Source organism: Burkholderia sp. AU33545, from assembly GCF_020419685.1.
GTDB classification, from domain to species: Bacteria; Pseudomonadota; Gammaproteobacteria; order Burkholderiales; family Burkholderiaceae; genus Burkholderia; species Burkholderia diffusa.
Window position 1 is genome coordinate 284,546 of the sequence record NZ_JAIZRQ010000009.1, and the last position, 25,259, is coordinate 309,804.

Below are 25,259 nucleotides of genomic sequence, written 5' to 3' on the forward strand. Positions count from 1 at the left end.
CGCTACGGCGCGACGACCGGATGCTTCAACGCATGCGCGGTCTCGATCCACTGCGCGTGGAACGCGTCCGCGTCGGGTCGCAGCCCCAGCTCGCCGTTGCGATAGGCCATCGCGAGCGTCTGCACGGCTTCCGGCAGCTCGTGCTCCGCCGCACGGCGATACAGCGCGAGCGCGCGCGCTTCGTCGCGCGGCACGCCGCTGCCTTCGCGGTACGCGTTCGCAAGCATGAAATCCGCGGCCGGGATGTCCGCGCGCGACGCGATCTCGAACCAGTGCGCGGCCTGCACCGGATCGGCTGCGACGCCATAGCCGCTGCGATAGATCAGCCCGAGGTAATACGCGGCGGCGGGATCGCCCTGGCCGGCCGCTTCGCCGAGCAGCGTGCGGGCGCGTGCGTAGTCCTTCGGGATGTCGCCGCTGCCGAGCAGCAGCGCCTTGCCGAGTGCCAGCTGCGCACGCCGCGCGGCCGGCGTGTCGGCTTTCGTGTCCGCCTGCGCGGCGGTTTCGAGCCAGCCGCGTCCCTCGTCGCGCAGCCCCGGCTCGCGCGCATCGACGAGCGCGATGCCTAGCGCCGCCTGCGCGTCGCCCGAGCCGCGCCGCGCGAGGGTGCGCAACTGCGCGAGCGCGTGCGGCTCGACGGCCTGCGCGACCATCGCCTGCCATTCGTCGAGCTGCGCGGCGCTCGGCGCGGGGCCGGCGGCGCGCCAGCCGGTCGCAGCGACCACGGCCGCAACGGTGATGGCCGCCGCCGCGAGCAACGCGGCCGGCGGGAGTTTCGCGCGCAGCAGGCGCCGCGCGGCGGTGGTGAAGCCGGCCTCGGTAGGCCGCATCGTCCGGATCGGTTGCATCGCGGGTCTCGTGGTCATTGCGTGAGGTCGATCTCGTAGATGGCGAGGTTCTTGCCCGAGCCGTCGTCGGCCGCGACCTGCGTGAGGCCGGTCAGGCCGGCTGCCGCCGCGTCGCCGAGCCGGTTCGGCGCGGACGTGAACTGCACGTGCGCGACCGAGCTCGCCAGCTTCGTGAAGCGCCAGCTGCGCTGCGCGCCGTCCGCCGCGCGCGTGATCGCGCCGCGCTTCTTGATGAACGCGATCAGCACGTCGCGGTTCGCGTCGGGCGATGCGAAGATCGTCTTGCTGCCGTCGAGGCCCGGGAAGTTGCCGCCACCGCTCGCGCGGTAGTTGTTGGTCGCGACGATGAACTGCGCGTTCGGGTCGATCGGCGCGCCCTTGTACGTCAGGTTCCTGATCCGGCTGCCGACCGGCTGCGTGACGTCGATCTCGTAAGCGAGATCCGCGGACGTGAACATGTCGAAGTTGTAGCCGGGGAAGCTGCTGACGAGCGGTTGCACCGTCGCCTTGGTCGGATCGATCGTGTTGAAGCGCTTCGCGGCCGTCTCGAGCCAGTTCTTCACGTCGCTGCCGCTCACCTTTACCGCGTACACGGTGTTCGGATACAGATACAGGTCGGCCGCGTTGTTGATCGCAAGTGCGCCGGGCGCGACGTCGGTGTAGTCGCTGCCGCCGCCGAAGCCGCTCTTGAACGGCGCGCTGACCGACAGCACCGGCAGCGATGCGTATTGCGGCAGGTTCGCCTGCACGTAGGTCTTCACGTAATCGGCCTGCGCCTCGTTGACGATCTGGATCGCGCCCGGATCGCCGACGTCCGCGAAGTACGAGTTCATCCGGTAGTCGGTCGAGCCGATCGGCGTCTTCACGTAGTCGATCGTCGCCTGGTGTTCGGCGGCGATCGCGGCGGACACCGACGGATCGGCGGCGACGTAGCTCTTGTCCGCGTTCTGGATCGGCCGCGCCTCGACGGTCGTCTGCGACTTGTCGACGCTCCACGTCTTGCCGTCGAACGTCAGGCCGAGCTTGATCACGCCGAGATGCTTGCCCCAGTAGTTGGCCATCACGGTCGGCACGCCGTTGACGGTGCCCTTCGCCTTGTCGACGCCCGGCAGGTTGAACTGCGCCACGGTGCTGTTCGCGTCCGGGAACACCTGGTGCGAGTGGCCGATCAGCATCGCGTCGATGCCGGGCACCTTCGACAGCCACCAGCTGCCGTTCTCCATGGTCGGCGAATACGCGGTGTTGTCGAGGCCGCCGTGCGAGATCGCGACGACGAGATCGGCGCCCTTCGCGCGCATCTCCGGGATGTACTTCTCGGCCGCTTCCTTCAGGCCGGTCGTGTAGACCTTGCCGTCGAGCCAGCGCTTGTCCCAGCTCATGATCGCGGGCGGCGTGAAGCCGATGATGCCGATCTTCACCGGCGCGCTGATGGTCTTGCCGTCGGGCGCGACGGCCGTCACCGTGCGGGTCAGGATCGTGTACGGCGTGAACAGCGGCGCGTTTGTCTTCGCGCTGATCACGTTCGCGAGCACCTGCGGGAAGTTCGGACCCGCACACTTCTTCTGCTGCGCGGGGGCCGGCAGCCCGTCGACGTCGAACGTGTTGCCGGTCACCTGCGACAGGTACGGCAGCCCGTAGTTGAACTCGTGGTTGCCGATCCCGCCGCCGTCGAACTTCGCCGCGTTCATCACCTTGTAGATCGCGAGCGTCTGGTCGCAGCCGATTGGGTTCACGAGCGCCTGGTAGTCCGACAGCGCGGTGCCCTGGATCGTGTCGCCGTTGTCGAGCAGCAGCGTGTTCGGGTACTGCGCGCGCGCCTGCGCGATCAGCGTCGACACGCGCTCGAAGCCGAGCGACTTGTCGGCGGCGAGCTTGAAATAGTCGTACGACAGCACGTTGGTGTGCAGGTCGGTCGTTTCGAGCAGCGCGAGCGTGGCCGTCGTGCCGGCGGGCGCCTGCGTCTGCGACGACGGCGGGGCGGTGACGTCGTCGCCGCCGCAACCGGCGAGGGCGAAGGCGAGGCTGGCGAGCGCGGCGGCGGCGGTCACGCGGCGGCGGGAAAGCGGGGGGAGACGCATCGATTGTCCTGTTCTGTGTTCTGTTCTATGAATCGCGAGGAGCGCAGCGAAATGGCGGCGCGGGCGCCGACGGCCTGACGTGCGGCGCGTGAGAGTATCGAAAGGAAACGTGACGGAAGAATGAAAGGTCGCGTGCCCGGCACGCCGTTCCGGCGGCGAACCCCGTGCCGTGGCGGGGCGGGCATCCGCAAAGAGGCGCCTCTCGCCCGGCATCTCCGCCGGACGCCGCCGGCTGCGTGCCCCGACGGAAATCCTCACGTCGCGGCGCCGGACGGTTCGCTACAATGGCCGCTGTCATCCTTTTGCAAACAACCCGCCCTTGGACTTCGAGACACCTCCCGGCCTGTTGGTCGACGCCGGCGGCCAGGGCCAGACGGTGCGCCTGACCGGCCAGTGGACCGCGCTCGCGCTCGCACGCAATCGCGGCGAGGTCGCGCGCCGCATCGCGGGCATCGCGTCCGGACGCGTGAACGAATGGGACCTGTCCGGCATCGAGCGGCTCGACCACGTCGGCGGCCAGGCGCTGTGGCGCGTATGGGGCCGCAAGCTGCCGGCGGGCGTCGAGCTGACCGACACGCAGCGCACGATCTTCGAGCGGATCGAACGTCTCGACAGCCAGCGCGAGGCACCCGAGCGCGTCGTGCGCTTCGATCCCGTCACGCGCCTCGGCCAGGCGATCTTCGCGTTCGGCGAACACCTGCAGGGCGGTATCGCGATGTTCGGCCTCGTGATCCTCGACGCGCTGTCGGTGCTGCGCCGTCCGCAGACGATGCCGTGGAAGGAGACCTCGGCGAACATCTATAGCGCCGGCGCGCAGGCGCTGCCGATCACCGCGCTGGTCGCATTCCTGATCGGCATCGTGCTCAGCTATCTGTCCGCGCAGCAGCTGCAGATGTTCGGCGCGAACCGCTACATCGTGAACATCCTCGGGCTGTCGGTGATTCGCGAACTCGGGCCCGTGCTTTCGGCGATCCTCGTCGCGGGCCGCTCGGGCTCGGCGATCACCGCGCAGATCGGCGTGATGCGCGTGACCGAGGAGCTCGACGCGATGCGCGTGATGGGCATTCCGCACGGGCTGCGGCTGATCCTGCCGCGCGTGCTCGCGCTCGGCGTCGCGATGCCGCTGCTCGTGATGTGGACCAACATCGTCGCGCTGACGGGCGGCGCGCTTGCCGCGAAGTTCGTGCTCGGGATCGACGTCAACTATTTCGTGCGCTCGCTGCCGGGCGTCGTGCCGATCGCGAACCTGTACATCGGCCTCGGCAAGGGCGTCGTGTTCGGCATGCTGATCGCGCTGGTCGCATGTCATTTCGGTTTCCGGATCAAGGCGAACTCGCAAAGCCTCGGCGAAGGCACGACGACGTCGGTCGTGTCATCGATCACGGTCGTGATCCTCGCCGACGCGGTGTTCGCGATCCTGTTCCAGAACGTGGGGCTCGGATGAACGCGTCGAATGAATCGCCGGCCGGTGCCGCGCCGGCCGATGGCGCCAGCGCACATGCCACGGCAGTCGGCGCGGGCACGGCCGGCATGCCGCCGGCGGCGGCCGCGCATGGCGGCGACCTCGTGATCGAGGTGCGCAACCTGACCAAGCGCTACGGGCGCAACATCATTCACCAGAAGCTCGATTTCGACGTGCGGCGCGGCGAGATCGTCGCGATCGTCGGCGGCTCGGGATCGGGCAAGACGACGCTCGTGCGGCAGATCCTCGGCCTCGAGCGGCCGACGTCGGGCACGATCAAGGTGTTCGGCGAAGACACGTCGAAGATCGACGACGCGACCGCGCGGCTGATGCGCACGCGTTCGGGGATGCTGTTCCAGCAGGGCGCGCTGTTTTCGTCGATGACGGTGTTCGACAACGTCGCGCAGCCGCTGCGCGAGCTCGGCCGCGTGCCGTCGGACCTGCTGCACGACATCGTGATGCTGAAGCTCGAGATGGTCGGGCTGCCGTGCAAGCACGCGTCGAAGATGCCGGCCGCGCTGTCGGGCGGGATGGTGAAGCGGGTCGGCATCGCGCGCGCGATCGCGCTCGAGCCCGAGCTGCTGTTCCTCGACGAGCCGACCGCAGGCCTCGACCCGCAGGCGTCCGACGAATTCGTCGAGCTGATCGCGACGCTGCACCGCACGCTCGGGCTGACCGTCGTGATGGTGACGCACGATCTCGACACGATGGTCGCGCTGTCGACGCGCGTCGCGGTACTGGCCGATCGCAAGGTGCTGGTCGCGGCGCCGGTCGAGGAGGCCGCGAACGTCGACCATCCGTTCATCCACGAATATTTCCTGGGGCTGCGCGGGCGCCGCGCACTGCAGGCGCTGCCGCCCGAGCGGCGCGCGAAGCTGCCGAAGGCGGCCCTCGAGCCGGCGCTGTCGAGCGTCGAATTGTAGGAAAGGCAAGAAGCAAGGAACCCGCGAATGGAAAACAAATCACATGCGTTCTGGGCCGGCCTGTTCACGATCGCGCTGACGCTGGCGATCGCGGGCACCGTGTTCTGGTTCAACGTCGACCGGACCGTGCGCGTGCCGTACGACCTGCTCGCGCGCACCAACGTGACGGGCCTGTTCCCGGACGCGGCCGTGCGCTTTCGCGGCCTCGACGTCGGCAAGGTGCAGTCGATCGGCTTCGACCGCACGCACCCGGGCCAGATCCGGATCCGGATTCTCGTCGACCACGATGCGCCGATCACGCAGTCGACCTACGGCAGCCTCGGCTTCCAGGGCGTGACGGGCATCGCGTTCGTGCAGCTCGAGGATACGGGCCGCGACCTGGCGCCGCTGCCGTCGTCGCCGAAGGCGATCGCGCAGATCCCGATGCGGCCGAGCCTGTTCGACCAGATCCAGGAGCGCGGCGACGTGCTGCTGCGGCAGCTCGAACTGGCCGCGAAAAGCGCGAACGCGCTGATGTCGCCCGAGATGCGCGAGCAGTTGCGCGCGACGGCCGAAAGCCTGCAGCACGCGGCCGATGGCGCGACGACGCTGTCGAAGCAGCTCGCGCCGGCGGTGGCCGCGCTGCCGGAAACGATGCACCAGGTCGATCGCGCGATGGCGTCGGCGAACACGCTGCTGCAGCCGAACGGGCCGCTCGTGTCGAACCTGAACAAGGCCGGCTCGGCTGCCGAGCAGGTCGGCGTCGCGCTGAACGACCTGAACGCGCGGGTCCAGTACGACACGCTGCCGCGCTTCAACGCGCTGGCCGGCAGCGTCGGCGATGCGTCGCGGCAATTGAAGGACGTCGCCGGTGAACTCGGCCGCAATCCGAGCAGTCTGTTGTTCGGTTCGCCCGGCTCCGCGCCCGGCCCCGGCGAGGCGGGCTTCGTCTGGCCGGGGGCAGGGGCCGCGGCCGGGAAATGAAGCAGATCGACTGCCCATCGACGTTGATCGGCCGGCCCGGCGCGAGACCGGGCCACGACGCCATCGAAACCGGAAACATCATGCAGGAACATTGCCATGCCACGAATCCCTGATCGCGGGCTGCGTCCCGCCGCGTCCGCGCTCGCGATGCTGACGCTCGTGTTCGCCGCCGGCTGCGCCGGCAACAGTGCGGCGCTGTCGAACGTCCGCTACGACCTCGGGCCGGCCGCATCGGCCGTCACGGCCGGCACGGGCCCCGCGCTGAAGGTGCTCGACGTCGCCGCGCCCGACGCGCTCGACACGGACAAGTTCGTCTACCGGCTCGCGTATGCGGATGCGCAGCGCATGGCCGTCTATCGCGACAGCCGCTGGATCGCGCCGCCCGCGCAACTGCTCACGCAGCGGCTGCGCGGCGCGTTGTCGTCGCGCGGCGCGGTGCTCGAGGGTTCCGACGGCGTGCGCGCGCCGACGCTCAAGGTCGACCTGAACGAATTCGAGCAGGTGTTCGACGGGGAGTCGAAGAGCCACGGCGCGGTCACCGCGCGCGCGACGCTGGTGCAGGGCGGCAAGGTGCTCGGCCAGCGCACGTTCGTCGCGCGCGCGCCGTCGAGCACGCCCGATGCGGCTGGCGGCGCGCGGGCGCTCGCGGCCGCGAGCGACGAGCTCGTGTCGCAGATCGCCGCGTGGGTCGGCGTGCAGGCGTACGCGGGCAACCCGTGACGCCGCACGCGCAGTCGCGATGAGCGCGCCGGGCACGTCGCGCGCGTCGTCGCTGGCGCGGCAGGCGTTCGCCGCGTATGCGGCGCTCATCGTCTATGCATCGCTGTATCCGTTCGGCGGCTGGGTATCGCTCGGCATCGGGCCGTTCGATTATTTGTTCGCTCCGATGCAGCGTTATGTGACCGCGTTCGACGTGGTCACCAACGTGCTCGGCTACATGCCGTTCGGCGCACTCGGCGTTCTCGCGCTGCATCCGCGCTGGCGCGGCGTGGCCGCGACGCTGATCGTGGGCGGCCTCGGCGTGCTGCTGTCGGGATCGATGGAGGCGCTGCAGACCTACCTGCCGACGCGCGTCGCGTCGAATCTCGACCTCGCGGCCAACGCGCTCGGCGCGCTGCTCGGCGCGGCGCTCGCGGCACCGGCCACTGGCGCGCTGCTCGACCGCGGCGCATTGCGCCGGCTGCGCTTCGCGTGGTTCGAGACCGACGGCGCGACGCCGCTGCTGCTCGCCGCGCTGTGGCCGATCGCGATCCTGTTTCCGTCGCCGTTCCTGTTCGGCATCGGCGACTGGCCGGCCGCGCTGTGGGAGCGCGCCGACGGCTCGATGCAGGACGCGCTGCTCGCATGGCTGCCGGCCGCGTGGCGCGTGAGCGAATGGCCCGAGCGCGTCGACGGCTGGCTGTCCGACTCCGCGTGGGAAGCCGCGCTCGGCGGGTTGATGCTGTTCGCTGCGCTGGCGATCGCGTCGCTGGCGATGCGTGCCGGCGCGCCGCGCGTGCGGCTCCTGATCGCGTTCGTCGGCGCGACGCTCGCGCTGAAGGCGGCCGCGACCTTCATGCAGTCGAGCACCGGCCTCGTCGTCGTGTGGGCGACGCCCGGCGCGCGGCTCGGCATCGAGCTCGGCTTCGCGGCGGCGCTGCTCGCGTTGCGCGTGCCGGCCGCGTGGCGCGCGCTGCTCGCGGCGCTCGCGCTGCTGGCCGGTGTGGTGCTCGTCAACCTGCTGCCCGTCAACCCGTTCTTCGATTTCACGCTGTCGGGCTGGCGGCAGGGCCGCTACGTGCACTTCAACAGCATCGCGCGCTGGCTTGCGTGGATCTGGCCCTACGCGGCGCTGATCTGGCTCGGTCAGCGGGTCGAGCACGCGTGGCTGCCGGCCGCGCGGCGGCGCTGACGCCGCAGGAGCGGCAACGGGGCCGCGCGGCCGCGCCGCGCGGCGATCGCGGGCAGCCGTGCGCGCCGGTCGCTATAATCGACCGCACATCCGTTGCCGCGCGCAACGGCAATCGCCCTTCTTTCCGCCCGGCACCGCACCGGGCCGCTCGTCACCATCATGGATTCCTACTACCAGCACCACGTCTTTTTCTGCCTGAATCAGCGCGATCCGGGCGCCGAGCGTCCGAGCTGCGCGCAATGCGATGCGCAGACCATGCAGGAGTACGCGAAAAAGCGCGTGAAGGAACTTGGCCTCGCGGGGCCCGGCAAGGTGCGCATCAACAAGGCCGGCTGCCTCGACCGCTGCGAGGAAGGGCCGGTGATGGTCGTGTATCCGGAAGGCACGTGGTACACGTACGTCGATCAGGCCGACATCGACGAGATCGTCGAATCGCACCTGCGCGACGGCAAGGTCGTCGACCGCCTGAAGATCTGAGCGGGCCGGCCGAATGAACGTTCATACGCAGAAGTCGCTGATCCCCGGCCCGGTCGGGCAGATCGAAATCGCGGTCGACCTGCCCGACGCCGTGCGCGAAGGCGGCGCCGCGCCGCGCGGCATCGCGCTCGTCGCGCATCCGCATCCGCTGTTCGGCGGCACGATGGACAACAAGGTCGCGCAAACGCTCGCGCGCACGCTGGTCCAGCTCGACTACGTGGTGTACCGGTCGAACTTCCGCGGCGTCGGCGCGACCGAGGGCGTGCACGACAACGGCATCGGCGAGGCCGACGACCTGCTCGCCGTGCTCGCGCACATGCGCGCGCAGCCCGCCTATGCGGACCTGCCGCTCGTGCTCGCGGGCTTCTCGTTCGGCACTTTCGTGCTGTCGCACGTCGCGAAGCGGTTGCGCGACGCGGGCGAGACGGTCGAGCGGATGGTGTTCGTCGGCACGGCCGCGAGCCGCTGGCAGGTCGCCGACGTGCCGGAGAACACGCTCGTGATCCATGGCGAAACCGATGACACGGTGCCGATCGGATCGGTCTACGACTGGGCGCGGCCGCAGGAACTGCCGGTCGTCGTGATCCCCGGCGCCGAGCATTTCCTGCATCGCAAGCTGCACGTGCTGAAGCGCATCATCGTCGACGCGTGGCGTTGATCCGCTGAACCCGGCGTGCGGCGCCGCCGCCGCACGACCGCGATGCCGCCGCGCGCGCGACATCGCGCCGCGCCGTGTCACGACACGATCGCACATGCCCGCTCCAGCGCGGCGCAACCCGGCTTGCACGGCGCCTGCGCACGCCTTTCGCGCGGCTTCGCGCACGATTCTCCGCAGCGAAGCCGCGCTATCCTCCCGAAGCCTGGGTGTGGCCACCTGAGCCATGGTTCGCGAAAACGCCGTTCGCGGCCACGTATAATGGCCGCATTTCGCGTCGCCCGCGGCCCGGCCGGGCCCATGCGGCGCTCGTTTCGCCGCCTGTCCGCCCGCTCGCGACGGCCGCGAACCGAACGCGTCCGCACGAGTCCAACCGGCGCGTTTCGCGCCGTCCGACGCAGTCGGACGAACGCCGGAACGCTCGCCGCCTTGCCGTTCAACCCCTGCGCGTTTCGCGCCGCACTTTCTGCCACCAGCCTGAATCGATCATGCGTCTGTCTCCCCAAGGCCTCAAGTCCCTCGCTTCTTCCATCGCCTTCGGCACCGCCGCGCGCAACGTCGCGCTGGGCGTGATGCTGCCCGTCGCACTCGCGTCGACGATCGTCGTCGCCGAGGCGAAGCCGGCCGCCAAGGCAAAGGCCGCGCATGCCGCGCCGGCCGCCGCCACCGAGCAGTTCACCGGCGCGCCCGCGACGTTCATGCCGGGCGCGGTGCCGCCGCCGGGCGTGAACGCGCGCTCGTGGGTGCTCGTCGATGCGACGAGCAACACCGTGCTCGCATCGGGCAACGCCGACGAACGCGTCGAGCCCGCGTCGCTGACGAAGCTGATGACGGCCTACCTGGTGTTCGAGGCGCTCGACAAGAAGAAGATCTCGATGGAGCAGATCGTCACGCCGAGCGAAGCGGTGCGCCGCGTCGGCCGCGACGAGTCGCGCATGTTCATCGAGGCGAACAAGCCGGTGTCGGTGCACGATCTCGTGTACGGGATGATCATCCAGTCGGGCAACGACGCCGCGATCGCGCTGGCCGAGCTTGTCGGCGGCAGCGAAGGGCAGTTCGTCACGATGATGAACGACGAGGCGGCGCGCCTCGGCATGAAGGGCACGCACTTCGCCGACGTGAACGGCATGCCCGACCCGAACCACTACACGACGGCCGGCGACCTCGCGAAGCTGTCCGCGCACCTGATCCGCGATTTTCCGCAGTACTACAGCATCTTCTCGGAGAAGGAATTCAAGTACAACAACATCCGCCAGGGCAACCGCAACCGCCTGCTGTGGCTGGATCCGACGGTCGACGGCCTGAAGACGGGCCATACGCAAGCGGCCGGCTATTGCCTGATCGCGTCGGCCAAGCGCGCGATCCCGGGTGTCGACAGCCAGCGCCGTCTCGTGTCGGTGATGATGGGCGAGCAGAAGGAAGGCGAGCGCACGCAGGACAGCATGAAGATGCTGAACTACGGCTATAGCGCGTTCGACGCGGTGCGCCTGTTCAAGGGCGGCCAGGCGATGTCGACGCCGCGCATCTACAAGGGCAAGGAAAACACCGTGCAGGTCGGCGTGAAGGGCGACCAGTGGGTGACCGTGCCGCGCGGCCTGGGTGACAAGGTCAAGCCGGAAGTCGAGGTCAACGCGCCGCTGATCGCGCCGCTCGCGGAAGGCCAGCAGGTCGGTACCGTGAAGATCGTCGCCGACGGCAAGACGCTGTCGGAGTTCCCGGTCGTCGCGCTGCAGGCGGTGCCGGAAGCGGGTATCTTCGGTCGTATCTGGGACTCGATCCTGCTGATGTTCAGCAAGAAGAAGTAAGCACGACGGGCCTTTGTTTTCACGACTTCATCCCCATCTGTCATAGCCATGAGCCAAGCCGAATTCGAACCGATCGTCTACCTCAGCGTGTCGTCGCAGGAGGAGCTGGTGCCGCTGTCGCAAGCCCGGGTGCCGGTGCTCGACCGCGGGTTCATCTTCGGCGATGGCGTGTATGAAGTCGTCCCCGTTTATGCGCACGACGGCGCGCACGTGCCGTTCCGGATCGAACAGCATCTGGAGCGGCTCGCGCGCAGCCTGAAGAAGATCGGCATCGACGATCCGCATGACGCGGCCGGCTGGCGCGCGTTGATCGAGCGCGTGGTCGCCGCGAACGCGGAAGGCCTCGGCGACGGCCATGCGCTCGTCTACCTGCAGGTGACGCGCGGCGTCGCGAAGCGCGGCCATGCGTTCCCGGCGAATGTGGTGCCGACGGTGTTCGTCATGACGAACCCGCTGCGGCTGCCGTCGGAAGAGGAACGCGCGCGGGGCGTGCGCTGCGTGACGGCGGAGGATCGCCGTTGGCTGCATTGCGACATCAAGTCGATTTCGCTGCTCGGCAACGTGCTGATGGCGCAGCATGCGGCCGAACGCGACGCGTTCGAGACGATCCAGCTGCGCGACGACAACGTGACCGAAGGTTCGTCGTCGAACGTATGGATCGTGAAGAACGGCGAGCTGATGGCGCCGCCGCGCAGCAACAGAATCCTTGAAGGGATCCGCTACGCGCTCGTCGAGCAGTTGGCCGAGGAGTGCGGCATTCGGTTCGTCGCGCGCGAGATCAGCGAGGTCGAGTTGCGTTCGGCGGACGAGATCATGATCACGTCGGCCACGAAGGAAATTTTGCCCGTCACGTCGCTCGACGATCTGCCCGTGCAGGGCGGCAAACCGGGCCCCGTGTTCGCGGCGTTGTACGACGCATACCAGCGTGCGAAGGCACGCGAGTTTGAACAGTTTGACCTAACCCGGAGAAAATGATGAGCGAACCGACCAAAACCATCGAGGTCACCGGCGCGATCGATACCCGGAAGGAGTCGCTGCTGGAGTTTCCGTGCGATTTCCCGATCAAGATCATGGGCAAGGCGCACCCGGAATTCAAGGACACGATCTTCAAGGTCGTGGCCGTCCACGACAACGAGATCGACGTCGAGAAAATCGAGGAGCGTGCATCGAGCGGCGGCAACTACACCGGCCTCACGATCACCGTGCGCGCGACCAGCCAGCAACAGCTCGACGACATCTACCGCGCACTGACCGGCCATCCGATGGTCAAGGTCGTGCTCTGAGCGCCGCTTTCCACCCGCCTTCCTGCGCGCACTCGGCGGGGGTCTTCCCCGCCGCGCGCCGCGCGTCCAGCTCGTCGCACAGCAGCTTGTATTCGGCGACTTCCTGAAGCAGCCAGGTCCTGAACGCCTGCACGCGCGGCGTGTTCAGGAGCGGCGGCGGACACACGAAAAAATAGTGCCACGGGCTCTGCCCGTCGATGTCGAACAGGCGCACGAGGCGCCCGTCCAGCAGGTCGTGCACCGCGAGCGAGCGGCGCACCAGCGCGATGCCCTGGCCGTCGATCGCGGCCAGCAACAGATTCGACGAATCCTGGTACAGAATCCCCCGTTTCGGCTCGGTCAGCGTATCGAGCCCGGCCGCGTCGAACCACGGCCGCCACAGCTCGTCGTCCGAGCGCAGCAGCTTGTAGTGCACGAGATCGGCGGGCGTCTGCGGCAGCTTGCCGCCGTTCAGCGTCGGCGAGCACGCCGGAAAGAACACCTCCTCGAACAGCGGCTCGACATGCAGCCCCGGATAGCTGCCCGAGCCGAACCGGATCGCGAGGTCGACGTCGTCGCGCGCGAAATCGGTGAGCGAGTTGGTCGACTGCAGCTCGACGTCGATTTCCGGATGCCGCTCGATGAACGTGCCGATGCGCGGCGTGATGAAGCGTGCGGCGAACGACGACAGCATCGACACCACCAGCCGTCGGCTGCGGTCGCTTGCGCGCACCTCGCGCGTCGCATCGGCGATCACCATCAGCGCGCTACGGACCTGCTGCGCGTAGCGCATGCCGGCGTCGGTCAGGCACAGCCGCTTGCCGTTGCGCGTGAACAGCTGCACGCCGAGCTCCTCCTCGAGCGCGCGAACCTGGTGACTGACCGCGCCGTGCGTGACATACAGCTCGTCGGCGGCGCGGGAGAAATTCTCGTGGCGGGCGGCGGCTTCGAACGCGCGAATCGCGTTCAGCGCAGGCAGCTGGCGGAGGTCCATTTGCTAATTTTCCTCACATCGACGTGAAAATTGGTCGTTTGGTCGAGTGCCTTCAAATGACTACGATTGTAGCCATCGAAGCATTTATTGGCGGAGTCGATCATGCAAGAAATTTCTTCAAGCATCACCTTCGAAATTCCCGCGGGCGAAACCGTGCCGATGAAGGTGCAGCGCAGCACCCGCCTGACGGTGCAGTGCGGGCCGGTATGGGCGACGCGCAGCAATGACGTCGAAGACTACTTCCTGGTCGACGGCGAGACGCTCCGGCTGCATCGCGGCGAGCGGCTGTGGCTCAGTGCGGAAGGCCGGCAGGGCGCGCATGTCGCGTTCTCGGTGTCGCGGCCGGCAGGGGAAGTCGCGCGCGGCGCGCTCGCGCGGCTGCGCAATCGCGTGAATGCGCTGCTCCACGACGGCTGGCGCACCGTCTGACGGGACTTTCCTCCGACGGATACTCGCGATCCGTCCCCTTCCAGAGCCGGCGAGACGCATGGGTTTTCGGTAAACTACCGGCCATGTCCGTCTCGCCGGTTGCCATCGTGTCCACGCCTGTCGCTGTTTCCGAATCGCCCGCCGGGTCTCCGGTTCAGCCCGTCGCGCCGGTCACCGTGCGCTGGCGGGGCAGCGAGGCCTACGAGACGAGCTTCGACGCGATGCGCGCGTTCACCGACACGCGCACGGCCGACACCGGCGACGAAATCTGGGTCGTCGAGCATCCGCCCGTCTACACGCTCGGCCAGGCCGGCGACCCGGCCCACCTGCTGGTGGCCGACAGCGGCGTGCCGCTCGTGAAGGTCGACCGCGGCGGGCAAATCACCTACCACGGCCCCGGCCAGATCGTCGTCTACCTGCTGCTGGACCTGCGCCGGCGCAAGCTGATGGTGCGCACGCTCGTGACGAAGATCGAGGAGGCCGTGATCGAAACCCTCGCGGCGTATAATCTCGCTTCGGTCCGCAAGGCGGGCGCGCCGGGAATCTACGTGGCATCCGGCGTGCACGAGGGCGCGAAGATCGCGGCCCTCGGCCTGAAGATCCGCAACGGCTGCAGCTATCACGGGCTGAGCCTGAACGTGAAGATGGATCTGCGCCCGTTTCTCGCGATCAACCCGTGCGGCTATGCCGGACTGGAAACCGTCGACATGGCGAGCCTCGAGGTTGCCGCCGACTGGAACGACGTCGCCCACACGCTGGTGGGGCGTCTGATCGCCAACCTCGACGGCGAATCCGCGGCCGCCGACAAGCCGCAGGCACTGGAACAATCGAATGACTGACGTTACCGCTTCCCCCGCACCGGCCGATTCGGCCGCGACCCCTGCCTACGATCCGACCGCCAAGCAGAAGGCGCAGGCGAAGACGGCGCGCATCCCGATCAAGGTCATTCCGATCGAGAAGCTGAAGAAGCCGGAATGGATCCGCGTGAAGGCGGCCACCGGCAGTTCGCGCTTCAACGAGATCAAGACGATCCTGCGCGAGCACAACCTGCACACCGTGTGCGAGGAAGCGAGCTGCCCGAACATCGGCGAATGCTTCGGCAAGGGCACCGCGACGTTCATGATCATGGGCGACAAGTGCACGCGCCGCTGCCCGTTCTGCGACGTCGGCCACGGCCGTCCCGATCCGCTCGACGCGGATGAACCGAAGAACCTGGCCCGCACGATCGCCGCGCTGAAGCTCAAGTACGTGGTGATCACGAGCGTCGACCGCGACGACCTGCGCGACGGCGGCGCCGCCCACTTCGTCGAGTGCATCCGCGAAACGCGCGCGCAGTCGCCGGAAACGCGCATCGAGATCCTGACGCCGGACTTCCGCGGCCGTCTCGACCGCGCGATCTCGATCCTGAACGCAGCACCGCCCGACGTGATGAACCACAACCTCGAGACGGTGCCGCGCCTGTACAAGGAAGCGCGCCCGGGTTCGGACTACGCGCACTCGCTGAAGCTCCTGAAGGACTTCAAGGCACAGCATCCGGACGTCGCGACGAAGTCGGGCCTGATGGTCGGCCTCGGCGAGACCGAAGAGGAAATCCTGCAGGTGATGCGCGACCTGCGCGCGCACGACGTCGACATGCTGACGATCGGCCAGTACCTGCAGCCGTCCGAGCACCACCTGCCGGTGCGTGCATACGTGCATCCCGACACGTTCAAGATGTACGAGGAAGAGGCGTACAAGATGGGCTTCACGCACGCGGCCGTCGGCGCGATGGTGCGGTCGAGCTATCACGCCGATCTGCAGGCGCACGGGGCCGGGGTGGTCTGAGCGCCATTGGCCTGTTCCGCAGAAGTCATGCAGTCGAAAAAAGCCCGCAGCGATGCGGGCTTTTTCGTTGGTGCGGCTGCCGCCCGCGCGTTCGCACGACAATCGCCACCCGACCGGATGCCCGATCCGGTCGAACGTGGAAAGCAAAGCTGAAACGGCATCGATAGCTTCGCAGGATAAGTTCGCTCCCGCCGCGCGCAAAGCTCGTAAAGTCGGCTCTCCCGCAGCAATGCCCGCATTCGAAGGAGAGCCGCATGTCCCGTTTCAGCTTCATCCGCCGCGCCGCCGTCGCGCTGACCGCCTTTGCCGCGCTGGGCGCGGCGCACGCCGAATCGCGCGAAGTCGTGATCGCGTACCAGGACATGGTCGTGCCGTGGCGCTACGCGCAGGCAAGCGGTGAAGTCGAAAAGGCGACCGGCTACAAGGTCACGTTCCGCAAGCTCGACAGCGGCGCCGACGTGATCCGCGCGCTCGCGTCGGGCTCCGTGCAGCTCGGCGAGGCCGGGTCGAGCCCGATCGCGGCCGGCCTGTCGCAGGGGCTCGATATCTCGCTGTTCTGGGTGCTCGACAACATCAACGACGCCGAGGCGCTCGTCGCGCGCAACGGCTCGGGCGTCACGAGCATCGCGGCGCTGAAGGGCAAGAAGATCGGCGTGCCGTTCGTGTCGACGTCGCATTTCCATACGCTCGTCGCGCTGCAGGCCGCCGGCGTGAATCCGAACGACGTGAAGATCGTCAACCTGCGTCCGCCCGAAGTCGCGGCCGCGTGGGCGCGCGGCGACATCGACGCGACCTATATCTGGGATCCCGTGCTCGCGAAGGTCAAGCAGTCGGGCACCGTGCTGACGACGTCCGGTCAGGTTGCGAAAGAAAGTGGCAAGGCGACGTTCGACGGCTTCGTCGTGAGCCGCAAGTTCGCGCGCGAGAACCCCGAGTTCGTCACGCGCTTCGTGAAGGTGCTCGCGTCCGCCGACGCCGATTACCGCGCGCACGCGGCCGCGTGGAAGGCCGGTTCGCCGCAGGTCGCGGCGGTCGCGAAGGTGTCGGGCGCGAACGTGCAGGACGTGCCCGCGAGCCTCGCGCTCTACGCGTTCCCGACGCCGGCCGAGCAGGCGTCGCCGACCTGGCTCGGCGGCGGTGCGCAGTCGGGCGCCGCGAAGTCGCTCGCGGCCACCGCCACCTTCCTCAAATCGCAAGGCACGATCCAGACGGTGCTCGCCGACTACTCGGTCGGCGTCGATCCGCAGTTCGTGCAGAAGGCCGCGCGCTGAGCGCGGCGCATCAGGCGACTCAGGCCACTCATCGCGGAGCCCTCGATCATGAGCACGCTGGAAGTCCGTCAGGTATCGGTCGCCTATCCGGGCGCACGCGGTCGGACGACGACGCAGGCGCTCGCGCGCGTCGACCTGCGCATCGATTCCGGTGAATTCGTCGTCGCGCTCGGCGCGTCAGGGTGCGGGAAGACGACGCTGCTGAACTGCATGGCCGGCTTCGTCGCGCCGACGACGGGCGACGTGCGCGTCGACGGCGTACCGGTCGCGGGCCCCGGCGCCGATCGCGGTGTCGTATTCCAGAAATACGCGTTGCTGCCATGGCTCGACGTGCTCGACAACGTCGCGCTCGGGCTGCGCTTCGCACGCGTGTCGAAGGCCGAACGCCAAGCGCGTGCGACGGAGATGCTCGCGCTCGTCGGCCTCGAGCGCCATGCGCATGCGCGCGTGTACGAACTGTCCGGCGGGATGCAGCAGCGCGTCGGCATCGCGCGTGCGCTCGCGAGCGATCCGCGCGTGCTGCTGATGGACGAGCCGATGGGCGCGCTCGACGCGATGACGCGCGGCACGATGCAGGCGCTCGTCCTCGACGTATGGGCGCGCACGGGCAAGACGGTGTTCTTCATCACGCACGACGTCGAGGAGGCGCTGTTCCTCGCGACGCGTCTCGTCGTGATGACGCCCGGCCCCGGCCGCATCGCGGAAACCTTCGAGCTGCCGTTCGCGCGGCGCTACGTCGAATCGCGCGATGCGCGCGCGGTGAAGTCGTCGCCGGAATTCATCGCATGGCGCGAGCGGCTGATCGCGTATCTGCATCGCGACGAGGCGGTCGGGGAGACCGCGTGATGCACGAGTTCGCGCGGCAGGGCGCGTCCGTCGGGCGCGGCCGGATCAGTACTTTGCACAGGCAGGACGACATGAGCACGCAGGATTCCTGGGTGGCCGATCGAGCGGCCGGGAGGTTCGAGCAGGACGAGCGCACGACGCGGCGCAAGGCGGCGCGGCCGTCGCGCCGCTACCGGTTGCCGGGCCAGGGAAAAACCGCAGGGCTCAGCGCGGCGACGGTCGCGGCGCTGGCCGTGCTGTGGTGGGTCGCGACGCATCGGCAGTGGTTGCCGCCGCTGTTCCTGCCCGCGCCGGAAGCGGTGTGGGCGGCATTCGTCGACGCGTGGCACGGCCGCATCCAGGGTGGCCTGCCGCTGTCCGAGCATCTGCTGTGGAGTGCCGCGCGCGTGTTCGGGGCGTTCCTGCTCGCCACCGTGGCCGGCGTGCCGGCCGGCGTCCTGATGGGCGTGAGCCGTGTTGCGCGCGGCGTGCTCGATCCGCTGCTGGAGTTCTACCGGCCGCTGCCGCCGCTCGCGTACCTGCCGCTCGTCGTGATCTGGTTCGGCATCGACGAGACGGCGAAGCTGGTCGTGATCTTCCTCGCGTGCTTCGCGCCGATCGCGATGGCCGCCCGTGCGGGCGTGCGTGCGGCGACGGTCGAGCAGATCAACGCCGCATATTCGCTCGGCGGCAGCTTCGCGCAGGTCGTGCGCCACGTCGTGCTGCCGGCCGCGCTGCCGGAAATCCTCACCGGCCTGCGGATCGCGATCGGGTTCGGCTGGACGACGCTCGTCGCAGCCGAGATGGTCGCCGCGACGGCCGGGCTCGGGCAGATGGTGCTCAATGCGTCGAGCTTCCTGCGCACGGATATCGTCGTGATGGGCATCCTGATCATCGGCGCGATCGCGTGGCTGTTCGATCTCGCGATGCGATGGGTCGAGCGGCGGATCGTGCCGTGGAAAGGGCGCGGATGACACGCAGCAGGCGGCGCATGCGCGCCGCCTCGGCCGGCTGCCCTCAATCCCCCATCGCGATCCCTTCGCGCCGCGGGTCAGCGCCGCCGAACCACACCGTCTGCCCCTGCACGTTCAGCCGCTGGATCCCCTGCAGTCCCGAATTCATCTCGACGACCTGCACGTCGTGCCCGCGCCCCTTCAGCCCGTCGACGAGCGCGTCCGACACGCGGCCGCGCTCGAGTTGTGTCGGCCCGTTCATCGACCCGACGTTCGGCAGCGCAATCGCCTGCTGCATCGTCATCCCCCAGTCCATCACGCCGATCAGCGTCTTCGCGACGTGGTTGATGATCGCGGGGCCGCCGGCCGAACCGACGATCATCGTCACCTGCTTCGTCTTCTTGTCGAACACGAGTTCCGGCGACATCGACGAGCGCGGTCGCTTGCCCGGCTGCACGCGGTTCGCGACGGGCCGGCCGTTCTCGCTCGCCACGAACGAGAAATCGGTGAGCTGGTTGTTCAGCATGAAACCGCGCACCATCAGCCGCGAGCCGAATGCGTCCTCGACGCTGGTCGTCATCGACAGCGCCTGGCCGTAGCGGTCGACGATGGCGATGTCGGACGTCGACGGCATGTCGGGGCTGCGGTCGTCGGCCAGTGCGAGTGTCGCGCCCTGCGGCGTGCCGGCCTGCGCGACGCCCATGCTCGTGTCGCCGATCAGGCGCGCGCGCTGCGCGAGATAGGTCTTGTCGGTGAGGCTTGCCCAGTTGCCGCCCGGCAGCGGCGCGAAATCGGGATCGGCGACATAGCGCGCGCGGTCCGCATACGCGAGGCGTCCGGCCTCGCTGAACAGGTGCGCGGCGAACGGCGTCGGCTCGTAGCCCAGCTCGGTCCGCACCGGCTTCTGCGCGCCGATCTGCTGCCAGTCGGGCATCGCCTCGAGGATGCCGAGCATCTGCGCGACCGCGAGGCCGCCCGACGACGGCGGCGGCATCCCGCACACCACCGAGCGCCGGTAGTCGGCGCACAGCGGCGCGCGCACCTTCGCCTTGTAGTGCGCGAGATCCTGCAGCGACAGCAGGCCCGGGTTGGTCGGGTGCTTGCGCACCTTCGCGACGATGTCGCGCGCGATCGCGCCGGTGTAGAACGCGTTCGCGCCGCGGTCGGCGATCTGGCGCAGCACGGTCGCGAGCGCGGGGTTCTTCAGCACCGTGCCGGCCGTCTTCGGCGTGCCGTCCTTGTTGTAGAAGTACGCACGCGCGGCCGGGTCGTTCTTCAGGTACCGGTCGTTCGCGATCAGCATCGCCAGGCGCGGGCTGATCGTGAAGCCGTGCTCGGCGAGCCGGATCGCGGGCTGGAACAGCCGGCGCCACGGCAGCTTGCCGTGCGCGCGGTGCGCGGCGTCGAGCATGCGCAGCACGCCCGGGGTGCCGACCGAGCGACCGCCGACGACGCCTTCGTAGAAGCCCATCGGCTGGCCGGTCGGCCCGTAGAACAGGCGGTCGGTCGCGGCGGCCGGCGCGGTTTCGCGGCCGTCGTACGCCTGCGTCGCACGGCCGTCGAAGTACAGCATGAACGCGCCGCCGCCGATTCCCGACGATTGCGGCTCGACGAGCGCGAGCACCATCTGCGTCGCGATCGCGGCGTCGATCGCGGTGCCGCCGGCCTTCAGCATCTCGTAGCCGGCCTGCGTCGCGAGCGGGTTCGCGGCCGCGATCATGAAGTGCTGCGAGGTCCAGCCCGGCTTGTCGGTCCAGCCGGACGACTGTTCCGGCGCGTGCACGCCGGGCAGCGGCACCGCGGCGCCCGACGCGGCGGCGACCGGGACGACGGCGCCCGACGGCGCGGACGGGGACGTGCAGCCGGCGCTGAACGTGACGAGCGCGGCGAGCGTGACGTGCGCGAGCGCGGCAACGGGCGTCCAGGGACGCGAATGCGGACGAATCCGGTCGAACATTGAACCCTCGGCAACAGTGAATTCGAAGGAGGCAGCGTGTGCGCGGCACGCGCTCCGCACGGGCGGCGCGCTATTGTCGCCGCGCGGCCGGCGGGTTGTCACCCGACAGGAAACCCTGACGCATCCCGTCCGGCCCGCCCCGGCCGGTCTTTCCGGCCTGTTCGAGGATGAACTCTATGAACGTCGCGGTCGCGCGCGTGTGGTGCCGGTTCGGCATGTAGAGCATGTACATGTGCGTGCCGAAGATGCTGAGCCGGTACGCGTCGAGCGACGTGACGACGATGCCGCGCCGCATGTCGTCCTGCATCACGTAGTCGGGCACGATGCCGACGCCGATCCCGGCGAGGATCGCCTGGCGCAGGAACAGGAAGTTCTCCGAAATCAGCGTGGGTTCGAGCAGCACCTCGTGGCGCTCGTCGCCGAGATACGCGGCGATCCGCAGCTGCCGCCCCAGCACCGTCGCGGTGACGACCGGCGCGGCGGCCAGCGCCTCGAGGCTCGCGGGCATCCCGTGCGCGGCCGCGAACGCGGGCGACGCGCACGCGACGTAGCGCACCGCGCCCATGTCGCGCGCGACGAGGTTCTGAGGCGGCTCGGACATCACGCGGATCGCGATGTCGACTTCGTCGCGCATCAGGTCCTCCACGCGATTCTCGAACACCACGTCGAGCACGATGCCCGGATGCAGGCGCTTGAACGCGAGCAGCCACTCCGACATCACCATCTGCCCGTAGCCGCTCGGCACCGACAGCCGCACGCGGCCCTGCAGGTCCTGGCCGAGCGTCGTCACCGATTCCTGCGCGGCGAGCAGTTCGTTGCGGATGCGCCGGCCGTGCTCGTACAGCTTCAGCCCGATCTCGGTCGGCTCGATGCGGCGCGTCGTGCGACGCACGAGCTGCTGGCCGATCGAGCGTTCGAGCTGGTTCAGCCGGTAGCTGACGTTCGCGCGGCTCATCTTGAGCCGCTGCGCGGCCTTGCTCAGATTGCCCGCGTCGAGGATCTCGACGAGCAGCGTCAGCGCGTTCAGGTCCATGCGCGGTGTCTCCCGATCCGGCCCGTTTAACGGTCCGAAAACATTCAATGTCAAGTCAGACTTGACAGCTTGTAAAGGCGCGCGGGAATTGTCAATAAATCTCGATCAATCGAGAATCGAGTCATGCCCGGCAAACACGCCGGATCGTTTCCCGCCGCGCGGCACCCGGCTCGGGAGCCGGCACCGCTCGCCGGCCCGACGACCGGTTCCGCCCGCGCGGCGCACCGCACTGGAGACACGATGAATTCACCCGCTTCCACCGAACCATCCCGAGCCGGCACCGTCACGCGCGAACGGCGCGACAAGGTGCTCGTCGTCACGATCGACCATCCGCCCGTCAACGCGCTGTCCGCCGACGTGCGGCGCGGTCTCGCCGACGCGCTCGACGCCGCGCAGGCCGACGACGCGATCCGTGCGGTGCTGATCGTCGGCGCCGGCCGCAACTTCATCGCGGGCGCCGACATCCGCGAGTTCGGCAAGCCGCCGGTGCCGCCGTCGCTGCCAGACGTGTGCGAGCGGATCGAGTCGAGCGCGAAGCCGGTCGTGGTGGCGCTGCACGGCGCGACGCTCGGCGGCGGCCTCGAGGTCGCGCTCGCCGCGCATTACCGGCTGGCGGTGCCCGGCGCGAAGCTCGGCCTTCCCGAAGTCACGCTCGGCCTGCTGCCCGGCGCGGGCGGCACGCAGCGCACGCCGCGCCTGATCGGCGCGAAGGCCGCGCTCGACCTGATGCTGACGGGGCGTCACGCAAGCGCCGACGAAGCGCTCGCGCTCGGCCTCGTCGATCGCGTCGCGCACAGCGACGACACGCTCGCCGAAGGTCTCGCCTATGCGCAGGAACTCGTGTCGCTCGGCGCGCCGGCGCGGCGCACGCGCGATGCGCAGGGGCTTGCCGATCGCGCGGCCGCGCAGGCCGCGATCGACGCGGCGCGCGCCGACCTGCCGAAGAAGTCGCGCGGCCTGTTCTCGCCGGCGAAGATCGTCGATGCGGTCGAGGCCGCGCTCACGCTGTCGTTCGACGCGGGGATGAAGCTCGAACGCGGCCTGTTCCTGCAATGCGTCGACAGCCCGCAGCGCGCGGGCCTCGTGCATGCATTCTTCGCGGAACGCGAGGCGGCCAAGGCACCCGAGGCGCGCCGCGCGAGCGCGCGTCCGGTCGAGCGGATCGGCGTGGTCGGTGGCGGCACGATGGGCGCGGGCATCGCGGTCGCGGCGCTCGATGCCGGGCTGCCCGTGACGATGATCGAGCGCGACGAAGCGTCGCTCGCGCGCGGCCGCGCGCATGTCGAGAAGGTGTACGACGGCCTCGTCGCGAAGGGGCGGATGACGCCGGCCGCGCACGCGGCGCGGCTCGCGCGCTTCAAGGGCAGCACGTCGTATGACGCGCTCGCGCAGGCCGACGTGGTCATCGAAGCCGTGTTCGAGGACATGGGCGTGAAGAAGGCGGTGTTCGCGGAACTTTCGCGCGTGTGCAAGCCGGGCGCGGTGCTCGCGACCAACACGTCGTATCTCGACATCGACGAGCTGGCCGCCAGCGTCGACCGCCCGTCCGACGTGATCGGCCTGCATTTCTTCTCGCCGGCCAACGTGATGAAGCTGCTCGAGATCGTCGTGCCGGCGCGCGTGAGTGCGGATGTCGTCGCGACCGTGTTCGCGCTGGCCAAACAGCTCAAGAAGACGCCGGTGCGCGCCGGCGTGTGCGACGGCTTCATCGGCAACCGGATCCTCGCGGTCTACCGCACCGCCGCCGACTACCTGATGGAAGATGGCGCGTCGCCGTATCAGATCGATCGCGCGGTGCGTGAATTCGGCTTCCCGATGGGGCCGTTCCAGGTCGTCGACCTCGCGGGCGGCGACATCGGCTGGGCGACCCGCAAGCGCCGCGCGGCGACGCGCGACCCGCGCGCGCGCTACGTGGAGATTTCCGACCGGCTGTGCGAGCGCGGCTGGTTCGGGCAGAAGACCGCGCGCGGCTACTACCTGTATGCGGACGGCGCGCGCGTCGGCACGCCGGACCCGGAAGTCGAGGCGATCGTCGCCGACGAGCGCGCGAAGAGGGGCATCGCGCCGCGCACGTTCACCGACGACGAGATCATGCGCCGCTACCTCGCCGCGATGATCAACGAAGGCGCGAACGTCGTGCACGAGAAGATCGCGCTGCGCCCGCTCGACGTCGACGCGGTGTTCCTGTACGGCTACGGCTTCCCGCGCTATCGCGGCGGCCCGATGCACTACGCGGACACGGTCGGCCTCGCGAACGTGCTCGCCGACATCCGCGCGTTCGCGAAGGAGGATCCGCTGTTCTGGAAGCCTTCGCCGCTGATCGTCGAGCTGGTCGAGCGCGGCGCGGATTTCGCGAGCCTGAACCATATCGACTGAACGCCCACCGCATTCGCAACGGACTCACGATGGACCTCAATTTCACTCCCGAAGAGGAAGCGTTCCGCACCGAAGTGCAGCGCTTTCTCGCCGCCGAACTGCCCGCGCGCACCGCGCGCAAGGTGAAGGGCGGCCTGCATCTGACGCGCGACGACATGCGCGAATGGCACGCAATCCTGAATGCCCGCGGCTGGCTCGCGAGCCACTGGCCGCGCGAGTATGGCGGCCCCGGCTGGAGCGTCGCGCAGAAATTTCTGTTCGACAACGAATGCGCGCTCGCCGGCGCGCCGCGCATCGTCCCGTTCGGCGTCAACATGCTCGGGCCCGTGCTGATCAAGTACGGCGACGAAGCGCAGAAGCGCCACTGGCTGCCGCGCATTCTCGACGGCACCGACTGGTGGTGCCAGGGCTATTCGGAGCCGGGCGCCGGTTCCGATCTCGCGTCGGTGAAGACGAGCGCGGTGCGCGACGGCAACCACTACGTCGTGAACGGCCAGAAGACGTGGACCACGCTCGGCCACTACGCGAACATGATCTTCTGCCTCGTGCGCACCGCGACCGACGTGCGCAAGCAGGAAGGCATCAGCTTCCTGCTGATCGACATGAACACGCCGGGCGTCGAAGTGCGTCCGATCATCACGCTCGACGGCGAGCATGAAGTGAACGAGGTGTTCTTCACCGACGTGCGCGTGCCTGTGGAGAACCTCGTCGGCGAAGAGAACCGCGGCTGGACCTACGCGAAATACCTGCTCACGTACGAGCGCACCAACATCGCCGGAATCGGCTTCTCGACGGCCGCGCTCGACCGCCTGCGCGCGGTGGCCGCGAAGGTGACGAAGAATGGCCGGCCGCTCGCGGACGATCCGTTCTTCGCGGCGCGCGTCGCGCGCGTCGAGATCGAGCTCGAGAACATGCGCACGACCAACCTGCGCGTGCTGGCCGCGGTCGCGGGCGGCGGCGTGCCGGGCGCGGAAAGCTCGATGCTGAAGATCCGCGGCACGCAGATCCGCCAGGAGATCACGTCGCTGATGCGCCGCGCGATGGGGCCATACGCGCAGCCGTTCGTCGAGGAGGCGCTCGACGCCGATCACGACGGCGAGCCGGTCGGCCCGGACGGCGCCGCGAGCGCCGCGCAGCAGTACTTCAACAACCGCAAGCTGTCGATCTTCGGCGGCTCGAACGAGATCCAGAAGAACATCATCGCGAAGATGATGCTCGGGCTGTAACGAGGAA

The 25,259-nt window shown here is 68.9% G+C and carries 23 protein-coding genes; 18 read left to right on the forward strand and 5 right to left on the reverse strand.

Annotated features, from left to right (window positions below; genetic code table 11):
* Nucleotides 1–2 precede the first annotated feature (2 nt).
* Both LGM71_RS28470 and LGM71_RS28475 read right to left on the reverse strand, forming a co-directional pair.
* Nucleotides 3–848, reverse strand: a complete 846-nt coding sequence (locus LGM71_RS28470) for a tetratricopeptide repeat protein (RefSeq protein WP_226117684.1) — start codon at nucleotides 846–848, stop codon at nucleotides 3–5.
* A 14-nt stretch (nucleotides 849–862) separates the two neighbouring features.
* On the reverse strand, nucleotides 863–2,926 hold the full coding sequence (locus tag LGM71_RS28475; protein ID WP_226117686.1) for a bifunctional 2',3'-cyclic-nucleotide 2'-phosphodiesterase/3'-nucleotidase: 2,064 nt from the start codon (nucleotides 2,924–2,926) through the stop codon (nucleotides 863–865).
* A gap of 319 nt (nucleotides 2,927–3,245) precedes the next feature.
* Between LGM71_RS28475 and LGM71_RS28480 the strand changes: the two genes are divergently transcribed.
* From LGM71_RS28480 to LGM71_RS28525, 10 genes are all read left to right on the forward strand, one after another.
* On the forward strand, nucleotides 3,246–4,370 hold the full coding sequence (locus LGM71_RS28480) for an MlaE family ABC transporter permease (protein ID WP_124626397.1): 1,125 nt from the start codon (nucleotides 3,246–3,248) through the stop codon (nucleotides 4,368–4,370).
* A complete protein-coding gene (locus LGM71_RS28485; protein WP_226117688.1) occupies nucleotides 4,367–5,311 on the forward strand; it encodes an ABC transporter ATP-binding protein in 945 nt (314 codons plus the stop codon). Before LGM71_RS28480 ends, LGM71_RS28485 begins: the two co-directional genes overlap by 4 nt.
* Before the next feature lie 27 nt (nucleotides 5,312–5,338).
* Nucleotides 5,339–6,274 carry an MlaD family protein gene (locus LGM71_RS28490; protein WP_124901999.1) on the forward strand — a complete coding sequence of 312 codons (936 nt, stop codon included), beginning with the start codon at nucleotides 5,339–5,341 and terminating at the stop codon, nucleotides 6,272–6,274.
* Between the two features lie 96 nt (nucleotides 6,275–6,370).
* The gene (locus LGM71_RS28495; protein ID WP_226117689.1) at nucleotides 6,371–6,994 is read left to right on the forward strand and encodes an ABC-type transport auxiliary lipoprotein family protein; all 624 of its coding nucleotides are present in this window, start codon (nucleotides 6,371–6,373) and stop codon (nucleotides 6,992–6,994) included.
* A 19-nt stretch (nucleotides 6,995–7,013) separates the two neighbouring features.
* Nucleotides 7,014–8,165: a VanZ family protein gene (locus LGM71_RS28500; protein ID WP_226117690.1), complete on the forward strand. Its 1,152-nt coding sequence runs from the start codon at nucleotides 7,014–7,016 to the stop codon at nucleotides 8,163–8,165.
* Between the two features lie 159 nt (nucleotides 8,166–8,324).
* Nucleotides 8,325–8,642: a (2Fe-2S) ferredoxin domain-containing protein gene (locus tag LGM71_RS28505; protein WP_006485233.1), complete on the forward strand. Its 318-nt coding sequence runs from the start codon at nucleotides 8,325–8,327 to the stop codon at nucleotides 8,640–8,642.
* A 13-nt stretch (nucleotides 8,643–8,655) separates the two neighbouring features.
* Nucleotides 8,656–9,300: an alpha/beta hydrolase gene (locus tag LGM71_RS28510; protein ID WP_226117691.1), complete on the forward strand. Its 645-nt coding sequence runs from the start codon at nucleotides 8,656–8,658 to the stop codon at nucleotides 9,298–9,300.
* Nucleotides 9,301–9,785: 485 nt separating this feature from the next.
* Complete coding sequence (locus LGM71_RS28515; protein WP_124626390.1) at nucleotides 9,786–11,102, forward strand: D-alanyl-D-alanine carboxypeptidase family protein; 1,317 nt, start codon at nucleotides 9,786–9,788, stop codon at nucleotides 11,100–11,102.
* Nucleotides 11,103–11,150: 48 nt separating this feature from the next.
* Complete coding sequence (locus tag LGM71_RS28520) at nucleotides 11,151–12,077, forward strand: D-amino acid aminotransferase (RefSeq protein ID WP_226117692.1); 927 nt, start codon at nucleotides 11,151–11,153, stop codon at nucleotides 12,075–12,077.
* Nucleotides 12,077–12,385, forward strand: a complete 309-nt coding sequence (locus LGM71_RS28525) for a YbeD family protein (protein WP_057928637.1) — start codon at nucleotides 12,077–12,079, stop codon at nucleotides 12,383–12,385. Before LGM71_RS28520 ends, LGM71_RS28525 begins: the two co-directional genes overlap by 1 nt.
* Here LGM71_RS28525 and LGM71_RS28530 read toward each other — a convergent pair.
* Nucleotides 12,369–13,358, reverse strand: a complete 990-nt coding sequence (locus tag LGM71_RS28530; RefSeq protein ID WP_059600038.1) for a transcriptional regulator GcvA — start codon at nucleotides 13,356–13,358, stop codon at nucleotides 12,369–12,371. The two genes, LGM71_RS28525 and LGM71_RS28530, sit on opposite strands and share 17 nt — an antisense overlap.
* Before the next feature lie 102 nt (nucleotides 13,359–13,460).
* On the opposite strand from LGM71_RS28530, the gene LGM71_RS28535 reads away from it, so the two are divergent.
* The 6 genes from LGM71_RS28535 (at nucleotide 13,461) to LGM71_RS28560 (ending at nucleotide 18,681) form a co-directional block, all read left to right on the forward strand.
* Nucleotides 13,461–13,787, forward strand: coding sequence for a DUF2917 domain-containing protein (locus LGM71_RS28535; protein ID WP_124626386.1), 327 nt, complete (start codon nucleotides 13,461–13,463; stop codon nucleotides 13,785–13,787).
* 83 nt (nucleotides 13,788–13,870) lie between these two features.
* Complete coding sequence (gene lipB / locus LGM71_RS28540; RefSeq protein WP_059600039.1) at nucleotides 13,871–14,626, forward strand: lipoyl(octanoyl) transferase LipB; 756 nt, start codon at nucleotides 13,871–13,873, stop codon at nucleotides 14,624–14,626.
* A complete protein-coding gene (gene lipA, locus LGM71_RS28545; RefSeq protein WP_059600040.1) occupies nucleotides 14,619–15,611 on the forward strand; it encodes a lipoyl synthase in 993 nt (330 codons plus the stop codon). The genes lipB and lipA overlap by 8 nt, the downstream gene beginning before the upstream one ends.
* Before the next feature lie 254 nt (nucleotides 15,612–15,865).
* The gene (tauA, locus tag LGM71_RS28550; RefSeq protein WP_151051279.1) at nucleotides 15,866–16,882 is read left to right on the forward strand and encodes a taurine ABC transporter substrate-binding protein; all 1,017 of its coding nucleotides are present in this window, start codon (nucleotides 15,866–15,868) and stop codon (nucleotides 16,880–16,882) included.
* 48 nt (nucleotides 16,883–16,930) lie between these two features.
* The gene (locus LGM71_RS28555; protein WP_226117693.1) at nucleotides 16,931–17,728 is read left to right on the forward strand and encodes a taurine ABC transporter ATP-binding protein; all 798 of its coding nucleotides are present in this window, start codon (nucleotides 16,931–16,933) and stop codon (nucleotides 17,726–17,728) included.
* Nucleotides 17,728–18,681 carry an ABC transporter permease subunit gene (locus LGM71_RS28560; RefSeq protein ID WP_124902044.1) on the forward strand — a complete coding sequence of 318 codons (954 nt, stop codon included), beginning with the start codon at nucleotides 17,728–17,730 and terminating at the stop codon, nucleotides 18,679–18,681. Before LGM71_RS28555 ends, LGM71_RS28560 begins: the two co-directional genes overlap by 1 nt.
* Before the next feature lie 43 nt (nucleotides 18,682–18,724).
* Here LGM71_RS28560 and ggt read toward each other — a convergent pair whose 3' ends face one another.
* Both ggt and LGM71_RS28570 read right to left on the reverse strand, forming a co-directional pair.
* A complete protein-coding gene (ggt, locus tag LGM71_RS28565) occupies nucleotides 18,725–20,617 on the reverse strand; it encodes a gamma-glutamyltransferase (RefSeq protein WP_226117694.1) in 1,893 nt (630 codons plus the stop codon).
* A gap of 70 nt (nucleotides 20,618–20,687) precedes the next feature.
* Complete coding sequence (locus LGM71_RS28570) at nucleotides 20,688–21,650, reverse strand: LysR family transcriptional regulator (RefSeq protein WP_124626378.1); 963 nt, start codon at nucleotides 21,648–21,650, stop codon at nucleotides 20,688–20,690.
* Nucleotides 21,651–21,890: 240 nt separating this feature from the next.
* Here LGM71_RS28570 and LGM71_RS28575 point away from each other — a divergent pair, with 240 nt between their 5' ends.
* On the forward strand, nucleotides 21,891–24,026 hold the full coding sequence (locus tag LGM71_RS28575; RefSeq protein ID WP_226117695.1) for a 3-hydroxyacyl-CoA dehydrogenase NAD-binding domain-containing protein: 2,136 nt from the start codon (nucleotides 21,891–21,893) through the stop codon (nucleotides 24,024–24,026).
* A 29-nt stretch (nucleotides 24,027–24,055) separates the two neighbouring features.
* Nucleotides 24,056–25,252, forward strand: coding sequence for an acyl-CoA dehydrogenase family protein (locus LGM71_RS28580; protein ID WP_124626374.1), 1,197 nt, complete (start codon nucleotides 24,056–24,058; stop codon nucleotides 25,250–25,252).
* Nucleotides 25,253–25,259: the final 7 nt, after the last annotated feature.